This window comes from Spongiactinospora rosea, assembly GCF_003315795.1.
Classification (GTDB): Bacteria; Actinomycetota; Actinomycetes; order Streptosporangiales; family Streptosporangiaceae; genus Spongiactinospora; species Spongiactinospora rosea.
Genome location: NZ_QMEY01000006.1, coordinates 149808 through 172951 on the forward strand (window position 1 = coordinate 149808; position 23144 = coordinate 172951).

17 protein-coding genes are annotated in these 23144 nt (G+C 72.1%); 12 read left to right on the forward strand and 5 right to left on the reverse strand.

Annotation, left to right across the window (positions count from 1 at the left end; all coding sequences use genetic code 11):
- Positions 1-9: 9 nt before the first annotated feature.
- A complete protein-coding gene (locus tag DP939_RS16880) occupies positions 10-1206 on the reverse strand; it encodes an ROK family transcriptional regulator (protein ID WP_113981660.1) in 1197 nt (398 codons plus the stop codon).
- Between the two features lie 229 nt (positions 1207-1435).
- Between DP939_RS16880 and zwf the strand changes: the two genes are divergently transcribed.
- Genes zwf through eda form a run of 4 tightly spaced genes read left to right on the forward strand, consistent with a single transcriptional unit; the run spans position 1436 to position 6313 of the window.
- Positions 1436-2848, forward strand: coding sequence for a glucose-6-phosphate dehydrogenase (zwf, locus tag DP939_RS16885; RefSeq protein ID WP_404828594.1), 1413 nt, complete (start codon positions 1436-1438; stop codon positions 2846-2848).
- Entirely contained in the window at positions 2845-4707 is a 1863-nt protein-coding gene (gene edd / locus DP939_RS16890; RefSeq protein WP_113981662.1) for a phosphogluconate dehydratase, read from the forward strand. Before zwf ends, edd begins: the two co-directional genes overlap by 4 nt.
- Positions 4704-5681 carry a glucokinase gene (gene glk, locus DP939_RS16895; protein WP_113981663.1) on the forward strand — a complete coding sequence of 326 codons (978 nt, stop codon included), beginning with the start codon at positions 4704-4706 and terminating at the stop codon, positions 5679-5681. Before edd ends, glk begins: the two co-directional genes overlap by 4 nt.
- Before the next feature lie 20 nt (positions 5682-5701).
- Positions 5702-6313, forward strand: a complete 612-nt coding sequence (eda, locus tag DP939_RS16900) for a bifunctional 4-hydroxy-2-oxoglutarate aldolase/2-dehydro-3-deoxy-phosphogluconate aldolase (protein ID WP_113981664.1) — start codon at positions 5702-5704, stop codon at positions 6311-6313.
- A 129-nt stretch (positions 6314-6442) separates the two neighbouring features.
- On the opposite strand, the gene DP939_RS16905 is transcribed toward eda, so the two are convergent.
- Together DP939_RS16905 and DP939_RS16910 are read right to left on the reverse strand one after the other, a co-directional pair.
- Complete coding sequence (locus DP939_RS16905) at positions 6443-7084, reverse strand: response regulator (RefSeq protein WP_113981665.1); 642 nt, start codon at positions 7082-7084, stop codon at positions 6443-6445.
- Positions 7081-8118 (reverse strand): sensor histidine kinase, encoded by a 1038-nt coding sequence (locus DP939_RS16910; protein WP_113981666.1) that lies wholly within the window; start codon positions 8116-8118, stop codon positions 7081-7083. Before DP939_RS16910 ends, DP939_RS16905 begins: the two co-directional genes overlap by 4 nt.
- Before the next feature lie 131 nt (positions 8119-8249).
- Here DP939_RS16910 and DP939_RS16915 point away from each other — a divergent pair, with 131 nt between their 5' ends.
- Positions 8250-9320 carry a hypothetical protein gene (locus DP939_RS16915; protein WP_147268025.1) on the forward strand — a complete coding sequence of 357 codons (1071 nt, stop codon included), beginning with the start codon at positions 8250-8252 and terminating at the stop codon, positions 9318-9320.
- On the opposite strand, the gene DP939_RS16920 is transcribed toward DP939_RS16915, so the two are convergent.
- Positions 9310-10332 (reverse strand): LacI family DNA-binding transcriptional regulator, encoded by a 1023-nt coding sequence (locus DP939_RS16920; RefSeq protein ID WP_225878299.1) that lies wholly within the window; start codon positions 10330-10332, stop codon positions 9310-9312. The genes DP939_RS16915 and DP939_RS16920 overlap by 11 nt on opposite strands.
- Before the next feature lie 526 nt (positions 10333-10858).
- On the opposite strand from DP939_RS16920, the gene DP939_RS16925 reads away from it, so the two are divergent.
- Positions 10859-12151, forward strand: a complete 1293-nt coding sequence (locus DP939_RS16925) for an ABC transporter ATP-binding protein (RefSeq protein WP_113981668.1) — start codon at positions 10859-10861, stop codon at positions 12149-12151.
- A 19-nt stretch (positions 12152-12170) separates the two neighbouring features.
- On the opposite strand, the gene DP939_RS16930 is transcribed toward DP939_RS16925, so the two are convergent.
- The gene (locus tag DP939_RS16930) at positions 12171-12851 is read right to left on the reverse strand and encodes an ACT domain-containing protein (protein WP_113981669.1); all 681 of its coding nucleotides are present in this window, start codon (positions 12849-12851) and stop codon (positions 12171-12173) included.
- Positions 12852-13065: 214 nt separating this feature from the next.
- Between DP939_RS16930 and DP939_RS16935 the strand changes: the two genes are divergently transcribed.
- The 6 genes from DP939_RS16935 (at position 13066) to DP939_RS16960 (ending at position 23113) form a co-directional block, all read left to right on the forward strand.
- A complete protein-coding gene (locus DP939_RS16935) occupies positions 13066-14043 on the forward strand; it encodes an alpha/beta hydrolase (protein ID WP_113981670.1) in 978 nt (325 codons plus the stop codon).
- 83 nt (positions 14044-14126) lie between these two features.
- Complete coding sequence (locus tag DP939_RS16940) at positions 14127-15101, forward strand: LysR family transcriptional regulator (protein ID WP_113981671.1); 975 nt, start codon at positions 14127-14129, stop codon at positions 15099-15101.
- Between the two features lie 194 nt (positions 15102-15295).
- A complete protein-coding gene (locus DP939_RS16945) occupies positions 15296-18487 on the forward strand; it encodes a M28 family peptidase (protein WP_225878300.1) in 3192 nt (1063 codons plus the stop codon).
- Positions 18488-18709: 222 nt separating this feature from the next.
- Positions 18710-20809, forward strand: coding sequence for an N-acetylneuraminate synthase family protein (locus DP939_RS16950; RefSeq protein ID WP_113981673.1), 2100 nt, complete (start codon positions 18710-18712; stop codon positions 20807-20809).
- Between the two features lie 31 nt (positions 20810-20840).
- Entirely contained in the window at positions 20841-21827 is a 987-nt protein-coding gene (locus DP939_RS16955) for a glycosyltransferase family 2 protein (protein ID WP_113981674.1), read from the forward strand.
- A complete protein-coding gene (locus tag DP939_RS16960; protein WP_113981675.1) occupies positions 21824-23113 on the forward strand; it encodes an alpha-2,8-polysialyltransferase family protein in 1290 nt (429 codons plus the stop codon). The genes DP939_RS16955 and DP939_RS16960 overlap by 4 nt, the downstream gene beginning before the upstream one ends.
- Positions 23114-23144 lie beyond the last annotated feature (31 nt).

A 23144-nucleotide genomic window follows, 5' to 3' on the forward strand; every position in this document is an offset into this window, starting at 1 on the left:
GGGCCGCCCTCAGAAGACGGTGGCCCGGGGCGCGGCCGACAGCGAGGCGTCCACCGCCTCCGGCGCGAGGATGTTGGCCAGCACCATCAGCGCGCACCCGGTGACGCCCGCGCCCGGGCCCAGCCTGCTCGGCTCGATCCTCAGGTTGCGGGTGGCCAGAGCGGTGGACCTGCGGTAGACGACCTCGCGCACTCCTGACACCAGCGGCTGGAAGGTCTCGGCCAGGTCGCCGCCGAGCACCACCACGGCCGGGTTGAGCAGGTTGACCGCGCTGGCCACGACCTCGCCGAGCTTGCGCGCCGCGTCGCGGATGACCGCCATGGTCTCCGCGTCGCCCGCGCGCACCAGGGCCACCACGTCGGCCAGCCCCGAGACCTGCCGGCCGCGCTCGCGCAGCACGCGGAGCATCGCGGTGGCGCTGGCCACCGAGTCCAGGCAGTCGACGCTGCCGCACCGGCACAGCACTCCCCCGCCGTCGCGCACCGGGATGTGCCCGATCTCGCCCGCCGCGCCCAGCGCCCCGCGCATGATCTGGCCGCCGGAGATCACCCCGGCGCCGATACGGGTGGAGACCTTGACGAACAGCAGGTCGTCCACCTCGCCGCGGTAGGCCGCGTGGTGCTCGCCGATGGCGATCACGTTGACGTCGTTGTCCACGAACACCGGGACCGGGAACCGCTCGGCGATGATCGGTGGGATCACCAGGCCGGTCCAGCTCGCCATCACCCGCACGCTCTCGGTACGGCCCGCGGCGAACTCCACCGTGGCCGGAACCCCCAGGCCGACGCCGCGCACCTGGGCGGCGGGCAGGTCGGCGAGCAGGCTCTCCCAGGTGTCCATCAGCAGCGGGAGCACCACATCCGGCCCCCGCTCCACGTCGATCGTCACCTCCGCCGTGGACAGCGCCGTGCCGGCGAGGTCGCAGACGGCGATCTGGGTGCGGCCCGCGCCCAGCGAGGCGACCAGCACCACCCCGCCCCGGGCGTTGAACGACAGCCGGGCGGGCGGGCGTCCGCCCGTCGAGGGACCTTCGGTGTCCTCCACCACCAGGCCGCGGTCCAGCAGCTCGCTGACCCGCAGCGCCACGGCGGGCCGGGACAGCCCGGTCACCCTGCCGATGTCGGCGCGGGTGACGGCCTCACCGGCCCGGATGAGGTGCAGCACCTCGCCGCTGGAGGCGAGCGGAGCGGCGGATCGTCGGGCCATCGACCAAGTGAATCACACCCTCTTATGGAATGAGAAGTAACCACTTATTCATCTCGAATGACAAAACTCGGGTTGTATAGAGCGGAAGATGTGGCTAGTGTCCGATCTGTCCCCGTCCAGGTAGATCATCGGAGCCTCCGTCGTGAACCCCTCGCCATCCCCTGCCGCCCAGCGCGCGACCCCGCATGACGCGGACCTCGTCGTGTTCGGCGGCACCGGCGACCTGTCCATGCGCAAGCTGCTGCCCGCCCTCTATCACTGCGACCGCGACGGCCGCCTGGCGCCGCAGACCAGGATCATCGCCCTGTCCCGCGGCGGCCTGACCGACGATGACCTGCGCGGCAAGGTGGACGCCGAGGTCCGCTCGGCCGTACCGGAGGGCGATGACCCCGAGGTGTGGCGGCGCTTCCTGGCGCGGCTGCGGCATGTACCGGTGGACGTGCGCGACGACGGGGACCTGCACGAAGGGTGGCGGGACCTGGCCGCCCTGCTCGGCGGGAACGAGGACCGCGACCGGATCTTCTACCTGGCCAGCCCGCCGATGACCTTCGGGCCGTTCTGCCGCCAGGCGCAGCAGGCGGGCCTGGTCACCCCCCGCTCCCGGGTCGTGCTGGAAAAGCCGCTCGGCCGCGACCTGGCCAGCGCCCGGCAGATCAACGACGAGGTGGGCGCCATCTTCGCCGAGTCGCAGATCTACCGGATCGATCACTACCTGGGCAAGGAGACCGTGCAGAACCTGCTGGTGCTGCGCTTCGCCAACGCCTTCCTCGAGCCGATCTGGAACTCGCTGTGGATCGACCACGTCCAGATCAGCGTCACCGAGACGGTCGGCACGCCCGGCCGCCGCGGCTACTACGACCAGGCCGGGGCGCTGCGCGACATGGTGCAGAACCACCTGCTGCAACTGCTGTGCCTGGTGGCCATGGAGCCGCCGGCGCGCAACGACCGCGAGTCCATCCGCGACGAGAAGCTCAAGGTCCTCCAGTCGCTGCGGCCGATCAGCGGGTCGGAGGCGGACCGGTTCACCGTGCGCGGCCAGTACGCCGAGGGCCCCGGCATGCCGGGCTACCTCGACGAGCCCGACCGCTCCCCGCCCACCGACGCCTCCTACCGGGTGGAGACCTTCACCGCGATCCGGGCCGAGGTGAAGAACTGGCGCTGGGCGGGCGTCCCCTTCTACCTGCGCACCGGCAAGCGGCTGCCGAGCCGCCGCTCGGAGATCGTGGTGCAGTTCAAGGACGTGCCGCACTCCATCTTCCCCGGCGGCTCACCCAACCGGCTGGTGCTGCGGCTGCAGCCGAGCGAGGGCATCGACCTGCACATCATGGCCAAGGAGCCGGGCGCGGGCGAGGTGACGCTGCGGCCGGTGCCGCTCGGGCTGAGCTTCGCGCGCACCTTCGGCACCCGCGTGCCCGACGCCTATGAGCGGCTGCTGATGGACGTGATGGGCGGCAACCCCACCCTGTTCATGCGCAGGGACGAGGTGGAGGCCGCCTGGCGGTGGATCGACCCGATCCTGGCCACCTGGGACTCGGCGGGCACACCGCCCGAGCCGTACCCGGCGGGCAGCGCGGGCCCGCCCTCCGCGCACGAACTGCTCGGCCGCAGCGGCCGCGCCTGGCACGAGGAGGAACCGGCATGAACCGGATCGTCGAAGAGGTGACCGAGAGGATCCGGGAGCGCAGCCGGGCGAGCCGGGCGGCGTACCTGCGGCAGGTGGACGCCGCCGGGCGGGAGGCCAGGGAGCGGGGCCCGGCGCGCACCGCGCTGGGCTGCGCCAACCTGGCGCACGGGTTCGCGGCCAGCCCGGCCGCCGACAAGCCCGCCCTGCGCGGCTCGGTCAAGCCCGGCGTGGCCATCGTGACCAGCTACAACGACATGCTGTCCGCGCACCAGCCGTACGAGACCTACCCCGCCGAGCTGAAGAGCGCGGTGCGGGCGGCGGGCGGCGTGGCGCAGGTCGCCGGCGGCGTCCCGGCCATGTGCGACGGCATCACCCAGGGCCGCGCGGGCATGGAGCTGTCCCTTTACAGCCGCGAGGTCATCGCGATGGCCACGGCGATCGCGCTGTCGCACGACATGTTCGACGCGGCGCTGCTGCTGGGCGTGTGCGACAAGATCGTTCCCGGCCTGCTGATCGGCGCGCTGCACTTCGGGCACCTGCCCGCCCTGTTCGTCCCGGCCGGGCCGATGACCTCCGGCCTGCCCAACAAGGCCAAGGCCCGGGCCAGGCAGCTGTTCGCGGAAGGCAGGATCGGCCGGGGCGAGATGCTGGAGGCCGAGGCGAAGTCCTACCACTCCCCCGGCACCTGCACCTTCTACGGCACCGCCAACTCCAACCAGGTGGTCGTGGAGGTCATGGGCCTGCACCTGCCGGGCGCGACGTTCGTCAACCCGCACACCGAGCTGCGCCACGCGCTCACCGAGGCGGCCGGGCGCCGGGCGGTCGAGCTGACCGCGCACGGCCCGGAGTACACCCCGGTCGGGCACGTGGTGGACGAGCGGGCCGTGGTCAACGGGGTCGTGGCGCTGCTGGCCACCGGCGGGTCCACCAACCACACGATGCACCTGGTGGCCATCGCCGCGGCGGCCGGGATCGACCTGCGGTGGGACGACTTCGCCGCCCTGTCGGCGGCGGTGCCGCTGCTCACCCGGATCTACCCCAACGGCCAGGCCGACGTGAACCACTTCCAGGCCGCGGGCGGCATGCGGGTGCTGATCGGCGAGCTGCTGGACGCCGGGCTGCTGCACGAGGACGTGCTCACCGTGGCCGGGAGCGGGCTCGGCCACTACCGCGGCGCGCCGGAGCTGAAGGAGGGGACCCTGCTCTGGCAGGAGCAGACCGGCGGCAGCGAGGATCTGGACGTGCTGCGCCCGGTCGCCGACCCCTTCTCCGCCGACGGCGGCATCCACATGCTCTCCGGCAACCTGGGCCGGGCGGTGAGCAAGGTCTCGGCCGTCAAGCCGGAACACCAGGTGGTGGAGGCCCCGGCGCTGGTCTTCGACGACCAGCTCGACCTGCTCGCCGCGTTCGAGGCGGGCGAACTGGACGATCGGGACTTCGTCGCGGTGATCCGCTACCAGGGCCCGGCCGCCAACGGCATGCCCGAGCTGCACAAGCTGACCCCGCCGCTGGCGGTGCTGCTGGACCGGGGCCGGCGGGTGGCCATCGTCACCGACGGCCGCATGTCGGGGGCCTCGGGCAAGGTGCCCTCGGCGATCCACCTGTCGCCGGAGGCGGCCAAGGGCGGGCCGATCGCGCTGGTGCGCGACGGCGACATGATCCGGCTGGACGCGGCGCGCGGCGTGCTCGAACTGCTGGTGCCGCAGGAGGAGCTGGCCCGGCGTACGCCGCAGGGCGCGCCCCCCTCCGATGAGCAGTGGTCGGGCACCGGAAGGGAGCTGTTCACCGCCTTCCGCCGTACGGCGGGGCCCGCCGAGCGTGGCGCGGGTATCTTCGCCATGAACGGCGTCTACGGTGTGAACAGCGAGGGCTTGTGACCGAATTCGCATATCCATGGCTGGTGGCCGACATCGGCGGCACCAACGCCCGCTTCGGGCTCGTCACCGAGCCCGGCGGGCATCCCTGTCACGTGGCGGTGCTGCCGGTGGCGGAGTACGACGGCATGCCCGCGGCGGTGGCCGACTACCTGGCCCACCACGCGGGCGGTCTCACGCCCGGCGCGGCGTGCTTCGCCATCGCCGGTCCGGTGGACGGCGACCTCTACCATCTGACGAACGCCGGGTGGGCGGGTTCGGTACGCGACGTCGGCATTGCGGACATCACGCTGCTCAACGACTTCGAGGCGCTGGCCCTCTCGCTGCCGCACCTCGGGGAGGCCGATCTGGTCTCGCTGGGCGGCCCGCCGCCGCCCGGCCCGCGGCCGGGGGCGGTCAAGGCGGTGCTCGGGCCGGGCACCGGGCTCGGGGTGGCCGGGCTGGTGCCCGCCGGTGAGGGCTGGGTGCCGGTCGCGTGCGAGGGCGGCCACGTGACCCCGCCGGTGGTGACCGAGCGGGAGACGGCGGTGGTCGCGGCGCTGCGCGCCGAGGGGGCGACCTACCTGGACGCGGAGGAACTGCTGTCCGGCCCCGGGCTGACCCGGCTGCACCACGGGCTCGCGCTGGTGGACGGCGTGCGCGCCGAACGGCTGCCGGCCGCCGAGATCGTCACGCGGGCCGACGACGACCGGCTGTGCGGGGAGACCCTGGAGACGTTCTGCGCCCTGCTGGGCAGCTTCGCGGGCAATGTGGCGCTGACGCTGGGCGCGCGGGGCGGGGTGTACCTGGGCGGCGGGGTGCTGCCGCGGATCGTGGCACGGGTGCGCGCGAGCGAGTTCCGGGCGAGGTTCGAGGACGCGCCGCCGCTCGGCGACTATCTCCGCGACATCCCCACGAGCCTGATCGTGGACGCCCAGCCCGCCCTCACCGGGGCGGCGGCGTGGCTGGTCCAGCGATCAGGAAGAATAGTACGTTAGTGATATTGGAGGAGAAACGGATGAGCGTGCTCGACCTCGCCCCCGTGGTGCCCGTCGTGGTGATCGACGACGTGGACACCGCGGCGCCGCTGGCCCGCGCCCTGGTCGCGGGGGGCCTGCCGGCCATCGAGGTGACCCTGCGCACCGCCGCCGCCCTTCCGGCCATCGCCCGCATCGCGGCGGAGGTGCCGGGCGCGGTGGTCGGCGCGGGGACCGTGCGCGCCTCCGCCGACGTTGACGCCTCGGTGCGGGCCGGGGCGAAGTTCCTGGTCAGCCCCGGCGCCCCGGCCGCGCTGGCCGACGCGATGGCGGCCAGCGGCGTCCCCTTCCTGCCGGGCGCCGCGACGGCCACCGAGGTGCTCGCGCTGGCCGAGCGCGGGGTCAAGGAGATGAAGTTCTTCCCCGCCGAGGCGGCGGGCGGCGTTCCGTATCTCGCGGCCCTGGCCGGGCCGCTGCCGGACGTGCGGTTCTGCCCGACCGGCGGCATCCGCCCGGCCAACGCCGCCGACTACCTGGCGCTGCCGAACGTGGCCTGTGTCGGCGGCACCTGGCTGGCCCCCGCGGACGCGCTGGCCTCCGGCGACTACGCGCGCATCGAGAAGCTGGCCGTGGAGGCCGCCGCGTTGCGCTGAGATCACCGAGACGACGTCGGCGGCCCCCTTCCTCCCTCGGTCCGCCGGCGGCCATGACGGCACCGCGACCCGGTGCCGCGATCATGGGATCGACGGCCCGTGGCGCCTCACCAGGCGCCACGGGCCTACTCATTCCCCCGGCCGATGGGCGTGGCCGGAGCCCCAGGCCCAGGCCGCGATGCCCACCCGGTTGGCGGCCCCCAGTTTGCGCTGCACGTTGGCCACATGGGTCTTGACCGTGCCGGGGCTGATGGACAGCTCGGCGGCGATCTCGGGGTTGGTACGGCCGTGCGCGACCAGCCGGGCGATCTCCGCCTCCCTGATGGTGAGCGGTTCGGCGGGCGGCGCGGGCGGCCGGAGGTCGCGCAGCTCGCGCAGCAGGCGTACGGTCACCTGCGGGCTGATCAGGGTGTCGCCCGCCATCGCCGCCCTGATCGCCTCGGCCAGCAGCGCGGGCCCCGACCGTTTCAGCAGGAAGCCGCAGGCCCCGTCGCGCAGCGCGGTGCGGACGTACTCGTCCAGGTCGAAGGTCGTCACCACGATGACCCGGGTCTCCCCGGCGAGCCGCCTGGTCACCTCCAGGCCGTCCAGCCCGGGCATGCGGATGTCGGCGAGCACGACGTCGGGCCGCAGGTGACGGGCCAGCTCCACGGCCCGCGTGCCGTCGGCGGCCTCCCCCACCACGGTCATGTCGGGTTGCGCGTCGAGGATCATCCGAAACCCGATCCGCACGTCCTCCTGGTCGTCGGCGATCAGCAGCCTGATGGTCATGCGCCTCCTCCCGCGGGCAGTACCGCCTCCACGCGCCACCCGCCCGGCGCGGGGCCCGCCGACAACGAGCCGCCGAGCACCGACACGCGTTCGGCCAGCCCGGCCAGGCCGAAGCCGCCGCGCCCGGACTCCTCCGAACGGCCGCCGCCGTCGTCGGTGACCCGGACCCGCACCGCCGAGCCGCCCGCCCGCACCACCTCGACCTCCACCTTGGCCGCGCCGGGGGCATGCCTACGGGCGTTGGTCAGGGCCTCGGTGACCAGGCGGTAGATCGTGGCGGACACCTCACGGGACACCTCCCCGGCCAGGCCGGGCTCGATGGTCAGGCCGACCTCGGCGGCCGGGGAGTAGTCCGCGGCGAGCCGGGCCAGGCCGTCCAGTCCGGGCAGGGCACGCCCGGCGGCCTCGCCGTCCTCGTGCAGCATGTGGACGGTCCTGTCCAGGGAGGCGAGGGCGCGCTGCGCGCCGTCCTCGATGCGCCGCAGCGCGTCGGCGACCGGAGGCGGCAGCGTCGCCTGGGCCATGCGGGCGGCCTGCGCCTGCACCAGCATGCCGCTCACGTCGTGGGCCACGAAGTCGTGCAGGTCGGCGGCGAGCGCCAGCCGCTGGGCCCGCCGCGCCGCGGCGACCGAACGCCGCCTGCCCTCGTCCAGCGACCGCAGGTACAGCCCGGCCGCCCCGGCGGCGACCGCGGTGAACGACCACATCGCACATGCCCCCGCGGCCATCAGCAGGTCATCACCGGGCCACAGCACCCGCACCAGGATCAGCGTGGCGGCCAGCCCGGTGAGCCCGGCCCCGAGCATCGCCTGACGCGGCGGCGCGGTCCGCACGGCCAGCAGGGTGAGCAGCAGCAATGGCGCCATCTCGGCGATCAGGCCATAGCTGGCGTCATGCCGCCCGGTGAGCGGATGAGCCACGGTGATCGCCAAAGACACCCCACCCCCGCCCACCGCCGCCCACTGCGCGGGTACCCGCGGCGCCAGAGCCACGGCGGCGGCCGCACACGCCGCGAGCACCCCGATGAGTTCCATGCGCACGACTTTAGGCCGCCCCCTCCCGAAGCCACCTCTGCCAGGTGGCGGAGTACGGCGGGTGGATGGGGGGTGGGATACGCCGGTCGGCCGATGGGCCGGTGGGGTGGGGGGCGGCGAGGGTTGAACCCATGACGGTCATCGATATTCGGGCAGGGCGATCCCTGGCGTGGCACAGGTGGGCCGGGTACGCGGCGGCGGTGTGGTCGTTGGCGTACGGCGGGCTCGGGCTTTATTGGGCGGGCGGCGGGGGCGGGTTCCCGTTCGGGGAGGGGGATGTGCCGGACGCGCGGGCGGAGTCGTTGCTCGGTGGAGTCACGGCGGTGACGGCGGGGCCGGTGATCGCGGCGTTGGGACTGGCCGGGGCGGTGGTGGCGGTGGTGAGCGCCCACCTACGGCTACAAGGGTGGGGCAGGGTGGTGCTGGCCGCGCTGTGCTGGGTGCCCGCGTTCGGGCTGACCGCGCTGGTCGCGGACGTACGGATCATCATGGCGGTTGGGTACGCGCCGCTGTGCCTGTTCGGCCTGCCGTTCGGCTGGCCCCCGGTGGACTACTTCGCCACCGCCTTCCCCTGGCCGGTGCGCAACCAGCTCATCTGCCTGTTCGGCGCGCTGCTGTGGGCGGGCGCGGCGCTGGCCTTCCAGCGGCGCACCGCGGGGGCGTGCGCCGCGTGCGGCCGCGTCGCCGGTGCGCGGACGGGATGGAGTTCGGCCGCCTCGGCCGCCCGGTGGGGCAGGTGGGCCGCCTACACGGGGTTCGTGGTGCCGTTCGGCTACAGCCTGATCAGGTGGGCGTGGGCGCTGAACATCCCGATCGGCATGTCCGCGGCGGAGATCGCCGAACTGCACCGCAGCGGCCTGGTGTGGGCGGGCGCGGGCCTGGCCACGGTCGCCGCGTGCGGCGGCGTACTGACCTTGGGCCTGATCCACCGGTGGGGTGAGGTGTGGCCGCGCTGGGTGCCGGGCCTCGCCGGCCGGAGGGTGCCGGTCGCCCTGCCGGTGACGCTCGGCGGCGCGATGAGCGCGGTGCTGCTGACCTCGCTGGGCAGCGTCGTGGCGATGACCGACTGGAACGATCCGGCCTCCTGGCTGCTCAGCCCGATGACGTACTGGCCGCTGTGGGGGGCCGCGCTCGGCGCGGCGACCCTCGCCTACCGGCTGCGCAGGCGCGGGGGCTGCGAGGTCTGCGGGCTCAGCGGTTGACCAGAGGGCCGGAGCCGGTGGAGCCGCGGACCACGAGTTCGGGCTGGAAGAGGAGTTCGGCGTGCTTGGGCGGGGCCCCGTTGATGCCTTCGAGCAGGGTCTCCACGGCCGCCGCCGCCATCGCGCCGATCGGCTTCCTGATCGTGGTCAGCGGCGGGTCGGTGAAGGCGATCAGCGGGGAGTCGTCGAAGCCGACCACCGAGACGTCGCCGGGGACGCGCAGCCCGCGGTCCCGGCAGGCGCGTACCGCGCCGAGCGCCATCAGGTCGCTGGCGCACACGATGCCCGTGCAACCGCGTTCCAGCAGGGCGCCCGCCGCGGCCTGCCCGCCCTCGGCGGTGAACAGCGAATGGGAGATCATGCCCTCGACGTCGATGGCGCCGAGCAGCCGGGACATGGCCCGCCGGAACCCCTCGATCTTGCGCATCACCGGCACGAACCTGCGTGGCCCCACGGCCAGCCCGACCCGCTCGTGACCGAGGTCGACCAGGTGCTGCACGGCGAGGGCCGCCGACAGCCGGTCGTCCGGCGAGATGAAGGGGGCCTCGACCTCTTCGCTGTATCCGTCCACCAGGACGATCGGCGTGCCGCGCTCGACGAGCCGTATGTAGCGCTCCATACGCGCGGTGGTGTCGGCGTGCGGCCCCGAGACGAACACGATGCCGCTCACGCCGCGGTCGAGCAGGAGGTCGGCGAACTCGTCCTCGGGCGCGCCGCCGGGCAGGCGGGTGCAGAGCACGGGCGCGAGGCCGTGCTGGACGAGGGACCTCTCCACGGCCTGGGCGAACGCCGGGAAGATGGGGTTGTCCAGCTCGGGGGTGACCAGCCCGACCAGCCCGCTGCCGCGGTGGCGCAGCCGCTGCGGGCGCTCGTACCCCATCAGGTCGAGCGCGCTGAGCACGGCCTGGCGGGTGGTGGCCGAAACACCCGGCCTGCCGTTGAGGACCCGGCTCACCGTCGCCTCGCTGACCCCTGCCTGAGCTGCGATGTCGGAGAGCCGGGTGCCGTTCATGGGGAGTACTTTACGCGCGCGGAGCGCCTGCTCAGCGCGGCCGAGCGGGCCGCCCCCGGCACGGCCCGCGCAACAGTCGCGCAAGGGGCGTAAGGGACACTTCGCGCAGGAGGACATGACCACGAAAGTGAAGGCGGTGTGAAGATTTCTGAAGAGTCTTGCGGTAACTTTCCGCAACCGTTTCCAGACCCTGGCGACACACCGTCACCGCCACAACGGCGTTGATCAGGGGTTTTGTCGGGTCAAGCGGAGGTATAGTGGATGTGCCCAGATGGTCACAGAAGGCCCACGGTACCGTGGACATGACAGTGCCAGAATTTTAGTCGGTCCCAAATCCATCCCGGAATCATCACGGATGCAGAAAATATCCACCATGTATGGACAGAGCCCGCTCGGCCGCGATGTACTACCTCATCAATCAGCACCGCCACAGATGGCGTCTCGCGCCCGACTTTCGACCCTGGGATCAGCGGCCCCACTGTGGGGAGGCTGAAGAGATCTCTTTGGATGTGGGCGGAGCAGGCCAATGAGTACGGTCGTCCTCGACAACGTGAGCAAGATTTACCCGGGCGGGGTCCTCGCGGTCGATCGTTTCAACCTGCGCGCCGAAGACGGCGAGCTATTGGTCCTACTCGGCCCCTCGGGGTGCGGCAAGTCGACGCTGCTACGGATGATCGCCGGCCTGGAGGAGATCACCAGCGGCGACCTGTGGATCGACGGGCGCATGGCCAACCACCTCCCGCCGCGCGACCGCGACGTGGCCATGGTCTTCCAGAACGGCGCGCTCTACCCGCACCGCACGGTCCGCGGCAACCTCTCCTTCCCCCTGGAGATCGCCAAGGCCGACCCCTCCCTCGTTCGTGACCGCGTCATCGAACTGTCGAAGGCGCTGCACATCGACGAGACGCTGGACCGGCGTCCTGGAACGCTCTCCGGCGGGCAGCGGCAGCGGGTGGCCATGGGGCGGGCCATCGTCCGCCAGCCGTCCCTCTTCCTGATGGACGAGCCCCTGTCCAACCTGGACGCGGGCATGCGCACCGAGCTGCGGATGGAGATCTCCTCGCTGGTCCGCGCGCTGGGCGTCACCACCATCTACGTGACGCACGACCAGGTGGAGGCGCTGACCCTGGCCGACCGGATCGCCATCATGAACCGCGGCGTGCTCCAGGACGTCGGCACCCCCGGGCAGATCTACAACGACCCGGCCACCGCCTTCGTCGCCGCCTTCCTCAGCTCCCAGCAGCTCAACCTGCTCGCCCCGCAGGTGCGGACCCCGCAGAACCAGTACATCCTGCTGGACTTCGGCCCGCACCAGATCACCATGCCGTGGACCGATCCGCGCGCCTACGCCGTGTCCCAGCACACCGGCGGCACCATCATCGTCGGCATCCGCCCCGACGCCCTCGCCCCGGTCCCCGAGACCTACGACGGCCCCTCCTTCCAGGGGCGGGTGCGGACGCTGGAGTACCACGGCCACGAGTGGCTGGCCTACGTCGAGGCCGGGCTGCCCGCCGTGGCGGTGCCCGAGCCGCCCGACCCCAGGCAGAACGGCAAGGCGGCCAACGGCGGCACGCCGGGCAGGGCCCGCTCGATGATGCGCCGGCTGCTGTCCGGCCCCGAACGCGAGCCCGAGCACGAGCCGGAGGACATGCTGAACGGCGCGTCCTCCAGCGGCACGCACCGCCGCGCCGACCTGATCGTGCGGCTCGGCTCACGGCCGGTGTGGCGGACCGGGGAGCACGTGCGGGTGGGCGTCGACCTCAACCGCCTGATGCTGTTCACCAACGACGGCGGCAGGATCGATCCGCCCCGGCGCTGAGCCCGGCCCGCCCCGGCGCTCACCCGACGGTGGTTGCCTCCCCCGCCGGGGCGAGCATGGCGACGACCTCCACCAGGCGCATCACGCAGTCCAATTCGGCCGGATGGAACTCCGCGCCCTGGCGACGGCCCACGACCAGGCACAACCCGGCGTCCTGCACGGGAACGCACAGCAACCGGACGTCACCGTCACTGGACACCACGGCCCGGGGCGGCACCTCCCCCGCCGGGCTGAACTCGGCGGGCGCGCGCACACTGCGGTGCACCAGCCGTGACCATCGCGCGGGCCGGCCCCCCGGCCCGGTGGCCACGGTCACCGCCCAGTCGGCCCCCACCAGGTCGGGCAGCGCGTCCACCAGCGTGGCGTAGGCGCGTACCGGCTCGGCCACGACGTACCTGAGCAGGTCGTATCCCGGAGCCGCCCCCGGCACGGCCCGCGTGATCCACACCCCCTCCACCGACACGCCGGGAAGCCCGCTGAGCCGGTCGCGCACATGGGCGCACACCGGCTCGTTCCGCTCCGCCTCCGGCCCGTCGGCGGAGACGGGCCAGGCGACGGTGAAGTCGTCCACCGCCCTGCCGCCCTCCCTGCCGAGCACCGTCACCTGATGGATGTCCGCGCCGATGGTCCCGAGCGCCCGGGTCACCTGTCCGAGCGCGCCGGGGCGGTCCGGCAGCGAAATCCGCAACCGCAGCAGCATTGGCAATCACCCCCCACCTTGACACCAAACACTCTTGGAAGAAGGTTTCAACCCCGTTCCGGGTAAATGTCGGCAGTGATTCGCCATAAATGGGCCAGAGCCGCTTTTTGGGCCCCCGCACGCGCCCCCATGGCGGGACGATCCGCTCACAGGGGGTGGAATTCGGCGTACGGGCAGGTACGATCATGAGCCCGCGCGCCCGAAGGAGACGGCGTTGAGGTTTCTGCGGATCGCCCTGATCATCGTGACCGCCCTGCTGGCCGTCGCCGCGACCGCCTCGGTCCTGCGTCACGAGCTGGGCGCCGGCGAGCCCTCCGCCGAGATTTCCGAGGCCATGGCCGCCCCCGCGGCGCCCACCGTGATCGATCGGGTGAAGGCCGGCGAGCGCGGGCTGGATCTCGCCGTGCACTCGCCGGCGCTCGGCCGCACGGCCTCGGTGCGGGTACTGCTGCCCGCGGGCTGGCGGCCGGGATCGGGCCCGTGGCCGGTGCTGTACCTGCTGCACGGCTGCTGCCGCAGCGACCACGCGAGCTGGGCGGAGGAGGGCGGCGCGGAACGCCTGACCGCGGGCGCGCCGATGATCGTGGTCATGCCCGAGGGCGGCCGGGTGGGGTTCTACTCCGACTGGCTGGAGGGCCCGGCGTGGGAGACGTTCCATGTCCGGGAGCTGGTCCCGCTGATCGAGCGGGAGTTCGGGGCGGGGCCGCGGCGGGCGGTGGCCGGGTTCTCGATGGGCGGGCTGGGCGCGGTCGGCTACGCGGCCAGGCACCCGGGTCTCTTCCAGGCCGTGGCGGCCTATTCGGGGGTGCTGGACACCACCGGCGACCGCGCCTCGGTGCGCGCGCTGGTCGGCCGGAACGGCGAGGACCCGGCGGGCCTGTGGGGCGGCCTTTCGTCGCATCACCGGGTCTGGCAGGAGCACAACCCGGCCGAGCTGGCCGTCCGGCTGCGCGGGGTGACGGTGTACGTGTCCTGCGGCGACGGCGAGCCGGGGCCGCTGGACCCGCCGGGCGCCACGGCCGACTACGAGGGCGCGATGCTGGCCCAGGCCAGGGCGTTCGCCCGCCGCGCCCGCGCGGGCGGCGCCAGGCTGACCACCGACTTCTACGGCCCGGGCACGCACACCTGGCCGTACTGGGAGCGGGCGCTGGGCCGCTCGCTGCCGCTGCTGCGCGCCGCCATCGGGGCGTGAGGCGTTCGAACGATCATGTACGGCCCGCACGCGCCCGCGAATTGGGCCTTAATGAAAAGGTTCTTTACTATTAACCTGACAACGTGGACTTAGAAGTACGGCACCTACGTGCGATCTGTGCGATAGCCGACTGCGGAAGCATCTCCAAGGCCGCGGTCCATCTGCGCACGTCCCAGCCCGCCCTGGCGGCACAGTTACGCAGGATCGAGCGGATGTTCGGCGGCCCGCTCTTCGAGCGCGGAAGGGAGGGGGCCCGCCCGACGCCGCTCGGCGCCTGGGTGCTCCTCCGCTCGCGCTCGATACTCCCCGCGTTCGACGAACTCCAGCGGGACGGCCGCCGATACACCGGTCAGACCCTGATCCGGGTGGGCTGCGCGCCGACCCGGCTGGCCATCCACGTCTCAGAGTGCCTGCACCGCCTGGCGGGGGGCACGCGGGTCGCGATGCGGACCGAGGAGGCCGTGGACGTCCTGCCGGAGTTGCTGGAGTCCGAGCGGCTGGAACTGGCCGTGCTGCCGGACTATCCGGGGCACGAACTGGCGCCGCGGCCCGGCGTGGCCTACTCGGTGATCGCGGTGGAGCCCATGTTCGTCGGGCTGACCGCCTCGCACCCGCTCGCCGCGCGGGAGGAGGTGGAACTGGCCGACCTGGCCGACGAGGAGTGGACGCTGCCCGCGGTGGTGGAGAACGGCCACCGCGAGCACTTCCTGGCCGCGTGCGCGGTCAAGGGCTTCTCCCCGGTGGTCTCGTACTCGCTGCACACCAGCGTGGCCCTCGGGATGATCGGGGCCGGGCGCTGCGTGGGCATGTTCCAGGCCACCAGCAGGGAGTCGCCGGGCATCGTCATCCGCCCGGTGGCCGGCACGCCGCTGCGCCACCGGCACGTGCTCGGCTGGACCGAGCACGGCCCGATGGCGGGTTTCGCGGCCGACCTGGTGCGCAGCGTCACCCAGGCGTACTGGGCGGACGCCCTGAACGCGCCCATCTACGCCTCCTGGCTCAAGCGCCATGGGCCGCTGCCGCAGCCCGCCCACAATGCCGCCCTTTCAGTGCCATAACCCTGCGTTATAACGATCACGTGACATAGCGCCACGTTATGGAAACCTGTGGGGTTACTACTTCCCTGCGCCGGGTGCGAGCCTAACTCGCACCCGGCCGGGCTCCTTCTCACCCCCCAAGGAGCCATGTGAAACCCAAGCTCAGGCTTGGCGGTGTCGCCGTTCTCTCGGCAGCCGCCTTGACCCTGTCGTCTGTGTCCGCGCCGACATGGGCGTCGGACGTCACGCAGAGCGATCGTGCCCTTACCGCGGCTCAGGAAGCGCAGCGGGCACCGGGCAACGTCGCGCCTCCGAACCCGGAGCAGCGCGTCAAGGCCCTTTCCAGCGCGCAGAGCGCGCTCATCACGCATGCCGACGAGCTGAAGCTCGCCAAGAGTGATGACCTGCAACTGGAACGGGCCATCAGCGGCACCAACGGCGTGCAGTACCTGACCTACAAGCGGCTGCACCAGGGCCTGCCGGTGTACGGCGGTGAAGTGATCGTCACCACCGACGCCTCGGGTCAGACCGTCCATGACGTGACCACCGGCCAGCGCACCGAAGCGTCGGTGACCACCACTCCGCGCGTCACCGCCGACAAGGCGGCCCTCACCGCGCGCAAGCTGCTGACCAAGGTCGAGACGGTGAGCACCCCCACCCTCGCGGTGCACGCGGCGACCAAGACGCCGCGGCTCGCGTGGGAGCTCGTCGTCACCGGCGCCACCAAGGACGGCCCGAGCGTCAAGCACGTGTACGTCGACGCCGTCAACGGCAAGATCGTCGACTCCTGGGACGACGTCCGCGCGGGCACCGGCAACAGCTTCTACAACGGCAACCCGGTGCAGATCCAGACGTCGGGCTCCGGCAGCTCGTACACGATGACCGACACCACCCGCTCCGGCGTGCGCTGTGGCGGGCAGAACGGCAGCGCGTTCACCGGCAACGACGACAACTGGGGCAACGGCCGGGGCACCGACCTTGAGACCGCCTGCGTAGACGCGCTGTTCGCGGCCCAGAAGGAATGGGACATGCTCCGCCAGTGGTTGAACCGCAACGGGTTCAACGGCTCCGGCGGCGGCTTCCCCGCGCGGGTGGGCCTCAACCAGGCCAACGCCTTCTGGAACGGCAGCTACACCAACTTCGGCCGTAACCAGGCGAGCACCAAGCAGGCCACCGCGATGGACGTCGTGGCCCACGAGTACGGTCACGGCATCTTCCAGTTCTCCGGCAGCGGCGGCTCCGGCTCGGGCAACGAGACCGGCGGCCTGAACGAGTCCACCGGTGACATCTTCGGCGCCCTGACCGAGCACTACGTGAACCACCCGGCGACCTACGACGAGCCCGACTACCTGGTCGGCGAAGAGATCGACCTGGTCGGCCGCGGCCCGATCCGCAACATGTACAACCCGAACGCCCTCGGCGACCCGAACTGCTACTCCTCGCAGATCCCGAGGACCGAGGTGCACGCGGCGGCCGGACCGCAGAACCACTGGTTCTACCTGCTGGCCGAGGGCACCAACCCGCCCGGCAAGCCCGCCAGCACCGTCTGCAGCGGCCCCTCCACCCTGACCGGCATCGGCGTCCAGAAGGCCGGCCAGATCTTCATGGGCGGCCTCAACGCCAAGACCGCGCCCTGGACCCACGCCAAGGCCCGCGTCGCCACGCTGAACGCCGCCAAGTCGCTGTTCAACGGCAGTTGCGCCGAGTTCCGTGCGACCCAGGCGGCCTGGACGGCCGTGGACGTCCCGGCGACCAACGACCCGACCTGTACCGACACCGGCGGTAACGACTTCTCGGTGAGCGTGAATCCCGCGGCCGGCACCATTCCGGCCGGCGGCGGGCAGGTCACCACCACGGTGACCACCGCGGTCACCCGGGGCAGCGCGCAGTCGATCAACCTGCGCCAGCCGACCGGCCTGCCCGCAGGCGCGACCGCCACCTTCAACCCGGCGACCATCACCGCCGGCCAGAACTCGACGCTCACACTGACCACCACGAGCAGCACCCCTGCCGGCACGTTCAACCTCCAGTTCGTCGCCGACGGCGCCGACGTGGACAAGAACGCCGGCTACGCGCTGACCGTGGGCAAGAAGCCCGACGACAACGTGCCCCCGGACATCCCGGTCGCCAACGTGCAGGCCCACCTGAACCAGCTCCAGTCGATCGCCCAGCAGAACGGTGGCAACCGGGTCTCCGGCAGCGGCGGCTACACCGGCTCGCTGAACTACATCAAGGGCAAGCTGGACGCGGCCGGGTACGAGACCCGCATCCAGAACTTCACCTACGGCGGCGGGCAGCACCAGAACCTGATCGCCGACTGGCCGGGCGGACCGACCAACCAGACGATCATGCTGGGCGCGCACCTGGACAGCGTCAGCGCGGGCCCGGGCATCAACGACAACGGCAGCGGCTCCTCCGGCCTGCTGGAGGTCGCGCTCGCGCTGGCCGGCAAGAACCCGACCATGAAGAAGCACGCCCGCTTCGCCTGGTGGGGCGCTGAAGAGGCGGGCATGCGCGGTTCGACCTACTACGTGCAGAACGGTGGGGCATCCGGAGTCGAGGCCTACCTCAACTTCGACATGATCGCCTCTCCGAACCCGGGCTACTTCGTCTACGACGACGACACGGCGCTGCAGAAGCTGTTCAACGACTACTTCGCCAGCCTCGGCGTCCAGACCGAGCGTGAGACCGAAGGCGACGGCCGCAGCGACCATGCTCCGTTCAAGAACGCCGGCGTGACCGTCGGCGGACTGTTCACCGGCGCGTCGAGCGTGAAGTCCCAGGCGCAGGCCACGAAGTGGGGCGGCACCGCGGGCCAGGCGTTCGACCGCTGCTACCACTCCGCTTGCGACAGCTACCCCGGCAACATCAACACCACGGCCCTCGACCGCAACACCGACGGCATCGCGGTCGCCCTCTGGGCCCTGGCGGTCGGCAGCGGCCCCCAGTTGCCGGACGACTACTCGATCGCCGCGGACCCGCCCTCGGCCACCGTGAAGGCCGGCGACCCGGTCACCATCAGCCTGCGCACCACGGTGACCTCGGGTAACACGCAGTCGATCACGCTCTCCCACGGCAACCTGCCGGCGGGCGTGGCCGTCACCTTCAACCCGGCCACCATCAACTCGGGCGGGTCGTCGAGCGTGAACATCACGACCACGTCCGGCACCCCGCAGGGTACGCACCTCATCAACTTCAGCGCCGACGGCACGGTCGCGGACCACTCCGCTTCCTTCAACCTCACCGTGGGTGGCGACATCCCCGAGACCGAATGGGAGGCGTGGAAGTCGTACACCGCCGGCCAGGTAGTGACCTACCAGGGCGTCTCCTACCGGTGCCTCCAGGCGCACACATCGCTGCCTGGATGGGAGCCGCCGAACGTGCCGGCCTTGTGGGCAGCCTCGTAGCTCCCACCTGATCGGTACGGCTTACGCCCCGTCCGCACCAGCCCCATCGGGGGGTGGACGGGGCGTGAGCATGTCCGGGGGCGGATCGCGGCACCACGAACCCCCTGGACGCCCGGCACGGAAAGTTAACAAGGGCGATGCGGAGCGTTCAGCTCCAACACCCCCGCCCGGTCACCCTCGTGGCTAGTTTCGGAGCACCCCCGGCTCAGCAGCATTCCCGGCATGCCGAACACATTCCACGAGGAGTCCATTTTGCGAGTACTGGCCGTTGTCCCCGCCCGCGGCGGCTCTGCGGGCGTACCGCTCAAGAACCTGGCGAAGGTGGGCGGCACGCCGCTGGTCGCGCGCGCCGTACGCGCCTGTGTCCGGGCCGGGCTGATCGACGAGGTCGTGGTGAGCACCGACCACGCGGGCATCGCAGACGTGGCGCGCGAGGCCGGGGCGCAGGTCGTCGAGCGGCCGGCCGACCTGGCCGGCGCGACCGCCTCCAGCGAGTCGGCGGTGCTGCACGCGCTGGACGAGCGCGCCGCCGCCGGGGAGCCGGAGCCGGAGATCGTCGTTCTGGTCCAGTGCACCAGCGCCTTCATCGACCCCGCCCACCTCGACGCCGCGATCGGCAAGGTCGCCGCCGGTGAGGCGGACGCGGTGTTCTCCGGCCTCGCCACCCACGAGTTCCTGTGGAGCACCGGCGGCGCGGGCATCAACCACGACCCCGCCGTGCGTCCGCGCCGCCAGGACCGCGAGGCGCAGTACCGCGAGACCGGCGCCTTCTACGTGATGCGCACGGCCGGGCTACGCGAGCACGGCCACCGCTTCTTCGGCACGGTCGCCGTGCAGCCGGTCGAGCCCGGTCACGCCATCGAGGTGGACGGCCCGGCCGACCTGGAGCTGGTACGCGCGCTGGCCCCGTTCGTGGACGTGCCCGAGCCGCTGGACGTGGACGCGGTGATCACCGACTTCGACGGGGTGCACACCGACGACCGCGCCTACGTCGACCAGGACGGCCGTGAGACGGTCGCGGTCAGCCGTTCCGACGGCATGGGCATCGCGCTGCTGCGCAGGGCCGGGGTCAAGATCCTGGTGATGTCCACCGAGCACAACCCGGTGGTCGCCGCCCGCGCCGGCAAGCTCGGCCTGCCGGTCCTGCAGGGCCTGGCCGACAAGCGGACGGTGCTGCGCGACTGGCTGGCCATCGAGGGGCTGGACCCGGCGCGCGTGGCCTACGTCGGCAACGACGTCAACGACCTGGGGGCGATGGGCGAGGTGGGCTGGCCGGTCGCGGTGCCCGACGCGCACCCTCAGGTCCGCGCCGCCGCCCGGATCGTGCTCACCCGCGCGGGGGGCGCGGGGGCCGTACGGGAGCTGTGCGACCGGGTACTGGCCGCGCGTCCGCAGCCCGGCGCCACCCTGGACGCCGTACCGGCCGCCGCGAGCGTGCGGGCCCGCTCGGCGTCCGAGGTGCTCATCGGTGACATCACGGTGGGCGCCGACCGGCCGGTCTACATGATCGGTGAGATCGGCATCAACCACAACGGCGACATCGACATCGCCCGCAGGCTCATCGACGTGGCCGCCGATGCCGGCTGCCAGGCGGTGAAGTTCCAGAAGCGCACCCCGGAGATCTGCGTCCCGCTGGAGCAGCGCGACCAGATCAGGCAGACGCCCTGGGGCGAGATGACGTACATGGAGTACAAGCTCAGGACCGAGTTCGGCGCCGACGAGTACACCCAGATCGCCAAGTACTGCGAGGAGCGCGGCCTGCAGTGGTTCGCCTCCCCGTGGGATGTGCCCTCGGTGGAGTTCCTGGAGAGCATGAACGTCGTCACCCACAAGGTGGCCTCGGCCTGCGTGACCGACCTGGAGCTGCTGCGCGCGCTGGCCGCCACCGGCAAGCCGATCATCCTGTCCACCGGGATGTCCACGCTGCCGGAGATCGACCGGGCGGTCGAGGTGGTCGGCACCTCGCGGCTGATCCTGATGCACTCCACCTCCACCTACCCCCTCCCGCCGGAGGAGGCCAACCTGCGCACGATCGTCACCCTGCGCGAGCGGTACGGCGTGCCGGTCGGCTACTCCGGCCACGAGCGGGGGCTGCAGATCTCGCTGGCCGCGGTGACCCTGGGCGCGGTGGCCGTGGAGCGGCACATCACCCTGGACCGCACGATGTGGGGCTCGGACCACGCCGCCTCGCTGGAGCCGGTCGGCCTGGAGCACCTGGTCCGCGACATCCGCATCATCGAGACCGCGCTCGGAGACGGCGTCAAGCGCGTCTTCCCCGGTGAGGAGGCCCCCAAGGCCCGCCTGCGCCGCGTCACGGTGTGAAACCCCCCGGCCACCGCCACGAAGGACAGCCTTGATCACCCTCTCTGTCATCGTGCCCATCCGCGACGGGGAGGCGTATATCGCCGATGCCCTCACGTCCCTGGCCAGGAACGCCAGACGGGATTTCGAGTTCATCGTGGTCGATGACGGCTCGGTGGACGGCACGGGGGCCATCATCGACGACTTCCGGGGAGAGCTCCCCGGAATGTCGGTGCTGCGCAACCCGAGCCCCGTCGGCCTGGCCGACGCGCGCAACCTCGGGTTGACCCTGGCCTCCGGCCGCTACGTCTCGTTCATGGACGGGGACGACTGGCTCGCCCCCGGCTACCTGAGCGACCTGGTGGCGGCCATCGAGGGCCTCGGCTGCGACTTCCTGCGCGTGGACCACGTGCAGGCCGAGGGCCGCAAGCGGGTGATCCACCGGGCGCCGCAGGCCAGGCGGGGCGTGGTGCTCGACCCCCGCGACGGGATCATGCCGGCGGACGTCAAGACCATGGTGGACTACCCGTACGCGTGGGCCGGGATCTACCGCAGGGAGCTCGGCGACCTGCTGCACTTCCCCGGGCACCTGCACACCGCCGAGGACCGGCCGTGGATCTGGCGGCTGCACCGCCACACCCGGTCCTTCTCGGTGGTGTCGCTGCACGGCCTGTTCTACCGGCGGCTGGTGCCCGGGTCGCTCACCCAGGTCGGCGACGAGCGGCAGTTGCACTTCTTCGACGCCTTCGACCTGATCTTCAAGGATCTGGCCGACGAGCCGCGGTACCTGCCCAAGGCAGTGCGCATGATGTGCGCGCTGCTCGCCCACCACCTGGAGCTGCTCGACCGCTTCACGCCCGAGCTGCGCGCCAGGTTCGTCGAGCGGGGGGCCGACGCGCTGCGCCGGCTGCCCACCGACCTGCTCGCCCAGACACTGTCCCATCTGACGGGCGAACGCGAGGACGCGCTGCGCGCGCTGGTCCCCGAGGTGCCCCGTCTTCCCCCGTCCCGTTACCGGCCCGCACCGGAGGACGCATGATCCAGGTCTTCTACGCCTCGACCCTGTTCGGGGCGATGACGCTGGCCGCCGCGATGGACACCGGGCGGTTCGGCGAACACGAGGGCAACCGGCGCATCCTGCTGGTGTCCAACAACGCGGCCATCCCGGAGATCTCGACCCCGCTGGACCAGACGCCGGGCTTCGCCGCCCTGCACGCCCGCTTCGACGAGGTGTGGTCGTGGAACGAGCTGGTCTCCCCGCTGCACCCGTCGGACTGGAAGGCGCGGGTCATCGAGGTCCCGATGCTCAGCCGGCTGATCGCCACGCATCTGTCGCTCGGCGACGGCCCGGCCGAGCTGGTGGTGGAGTCGCTGGCGGTGCCGCCCGCCCGCACCATCGCGGGCCTGATCCGCGAGTGCCCGGTCACGGTCTACTCCGACGGCCTGATGAGCTACGGCCCGACCCGCAACCCGCTGCCGCTGGAGATCTCCGGCCGGCTGACCCGGCTGCTCTACCTCGACCTGGTGCCGGGGCTTTCGCCGTTGCTGCTGAGCGAGTACGGCGTGGCCGCCGAGGCCCTTCCCGGCGAGGCGTTCACCTCCGTGGTGGACCAGGTGGCCGAGTACTGCCCGGACGACGTCGAGGGCGACGCCCTCATCCTGGGCCAGTACCTCTCCGCCCTGGACATCGTGACCGCCCAGGAGGAGGCGGACCTGCACGCGTCGATGCTGCGCGCGCTGGCCGCCAGGGGGCACGAGCAGGTGGTGTTCAAGCCGCACCCGGCGGCCGGGCGCAGGCACGCCCAGCAGCTCCGGCAGGTCGCGGAAGACCTCGGCGTACGGCTGGCGGTGGCGGGCGAGTCGGTCCCGGCGGAGGTGTGCGTCGCGGCGCTGAAGCCGTCGCTGGTGGTGGGCTGCTTCTCCACGGCGCTGCTCACCGCCAGGCGGTACTTCGGTGCCCCGGTCGCCACCATGGGCACCGAACTGGTGCTGGAACGACTGACGCCGTACGAGAACAGCAACCGCGTCCCGGTCACGATCGTGGACGCCACGGTGCCCCGGCTGCTGCCCGACGGGTCGCTGCTGGACGCGGCGTTCACCGAAGCGCAGATCGCGCCGCTGATCCATTCCGTCGGCTACTGCATGCAGAGCACGGTCCTGCCGGGGCTGCGCGACACCGCCGCCGCCTACCTGGCCGAGGCGGGCGCCGGGCCGTACTTCAAGCGGCAGCGCCTTTCGGCGCTGGAACTGGCGCCGGCCGAGGCCCGGCAGGGCGCGGGCGCGCTCGCCCGGCTGCGCCGCAAGCTCGCCCGCGCCCTGCCTTGAACACTGCCTTGAACACTGCCCTGATCACGGC

What these genes read in the sequence shown, in the direction of transcription:
- DP939_RS16880 (WP_113981660.1), bottom strand. Translation starts at nt 1,206, where the DNA reads ATGGCCCGACGATCCGCCGCTCCGCTCGCCTCCAGCGGCGAGGTGCTG.
- zwf (WP_404828594.1), top strand. Translation starts at nt 1,436, where the DNA reads ATGCGCAAGCTGCTGCCCGCCCTCTATCACTGCGACCGCGACGGCCGC.
- edd (WP_113981662.1), top strand. Translation starts at nt 2,845, where the DNA reads ATGAACCGGATCGTCGAAGAGGTGACCGAGAGGATCCGGGAGCGCAGC.
- eda (WP_113981664.1), top strand. Translation starts at nt 5,702, where the DNA reads ATGAGCGTGCTCGACCTCGCCCCCGTGGTGCCCGTCGTGGTGATCGAC.
- DP939_RS16905 (WP_113981665.1), bottom strand. Translation starts at nt 7,084, where the DNA reads ATGACCATCAGGCTGCTGATCGCCGACGACCAGGAGGACGTGCGGATC.
- DP939_RS16910 (WP_113981666.1), bottom strand. Translation starts at nt 8,118, where the DNA reads ATGGAACTCATCGGGGTGCTCGCGGCGTGTGCGGCCGCCGCCGTGGCT.
- DP939_RS16915 (WP_147268025.1), top strand. Translation starts at nt 8,250, where the DNA reads ATGACGGTCATCGATATTCGGGCAGGGCGATCCCTGGCGTGGCACAGG.
- DP939_RS16920 (WP_225878299.1), bottom strand. Translation starts at nt 10,332, where the DNA reads ATGAACGGCACCCGGCTCTCCGACATCGCAGCTCAGGCAGGGGTCAGC.
- DP939_RS16925 (WP_113981668.1), top strand. Translation starts at nt 10,859, where the DNA reads ATGAGTACGGTCGTCCTCGACAACGTGAGCAAGATTTACCCGGGCGGG.
- DP939_RS16930 (WP_113981669.1), bottom strand. Translation starts at nt 12,851, where the DNA reads ATGCTGCTGCGGTTGCGGATTTCGCTGCCGGACCGCCCCGGCGCGCTC.
- DP939_RS16950 (WP_113981673.1), top strand. Translation starts at nt 18,710, where the DNA reads ATGCCGAACACATTCCACGAGGAGTCCATTTTGCGAGTACTGGCCGTT.
- DP939_RS16960 (WP_113981675.1), top strand. Translation starts at nt 21,824, where the DNA reads ATGATCCAGGTCTTCTACGCCTCGACCCTGTTCGGGGCGATGACGCTG.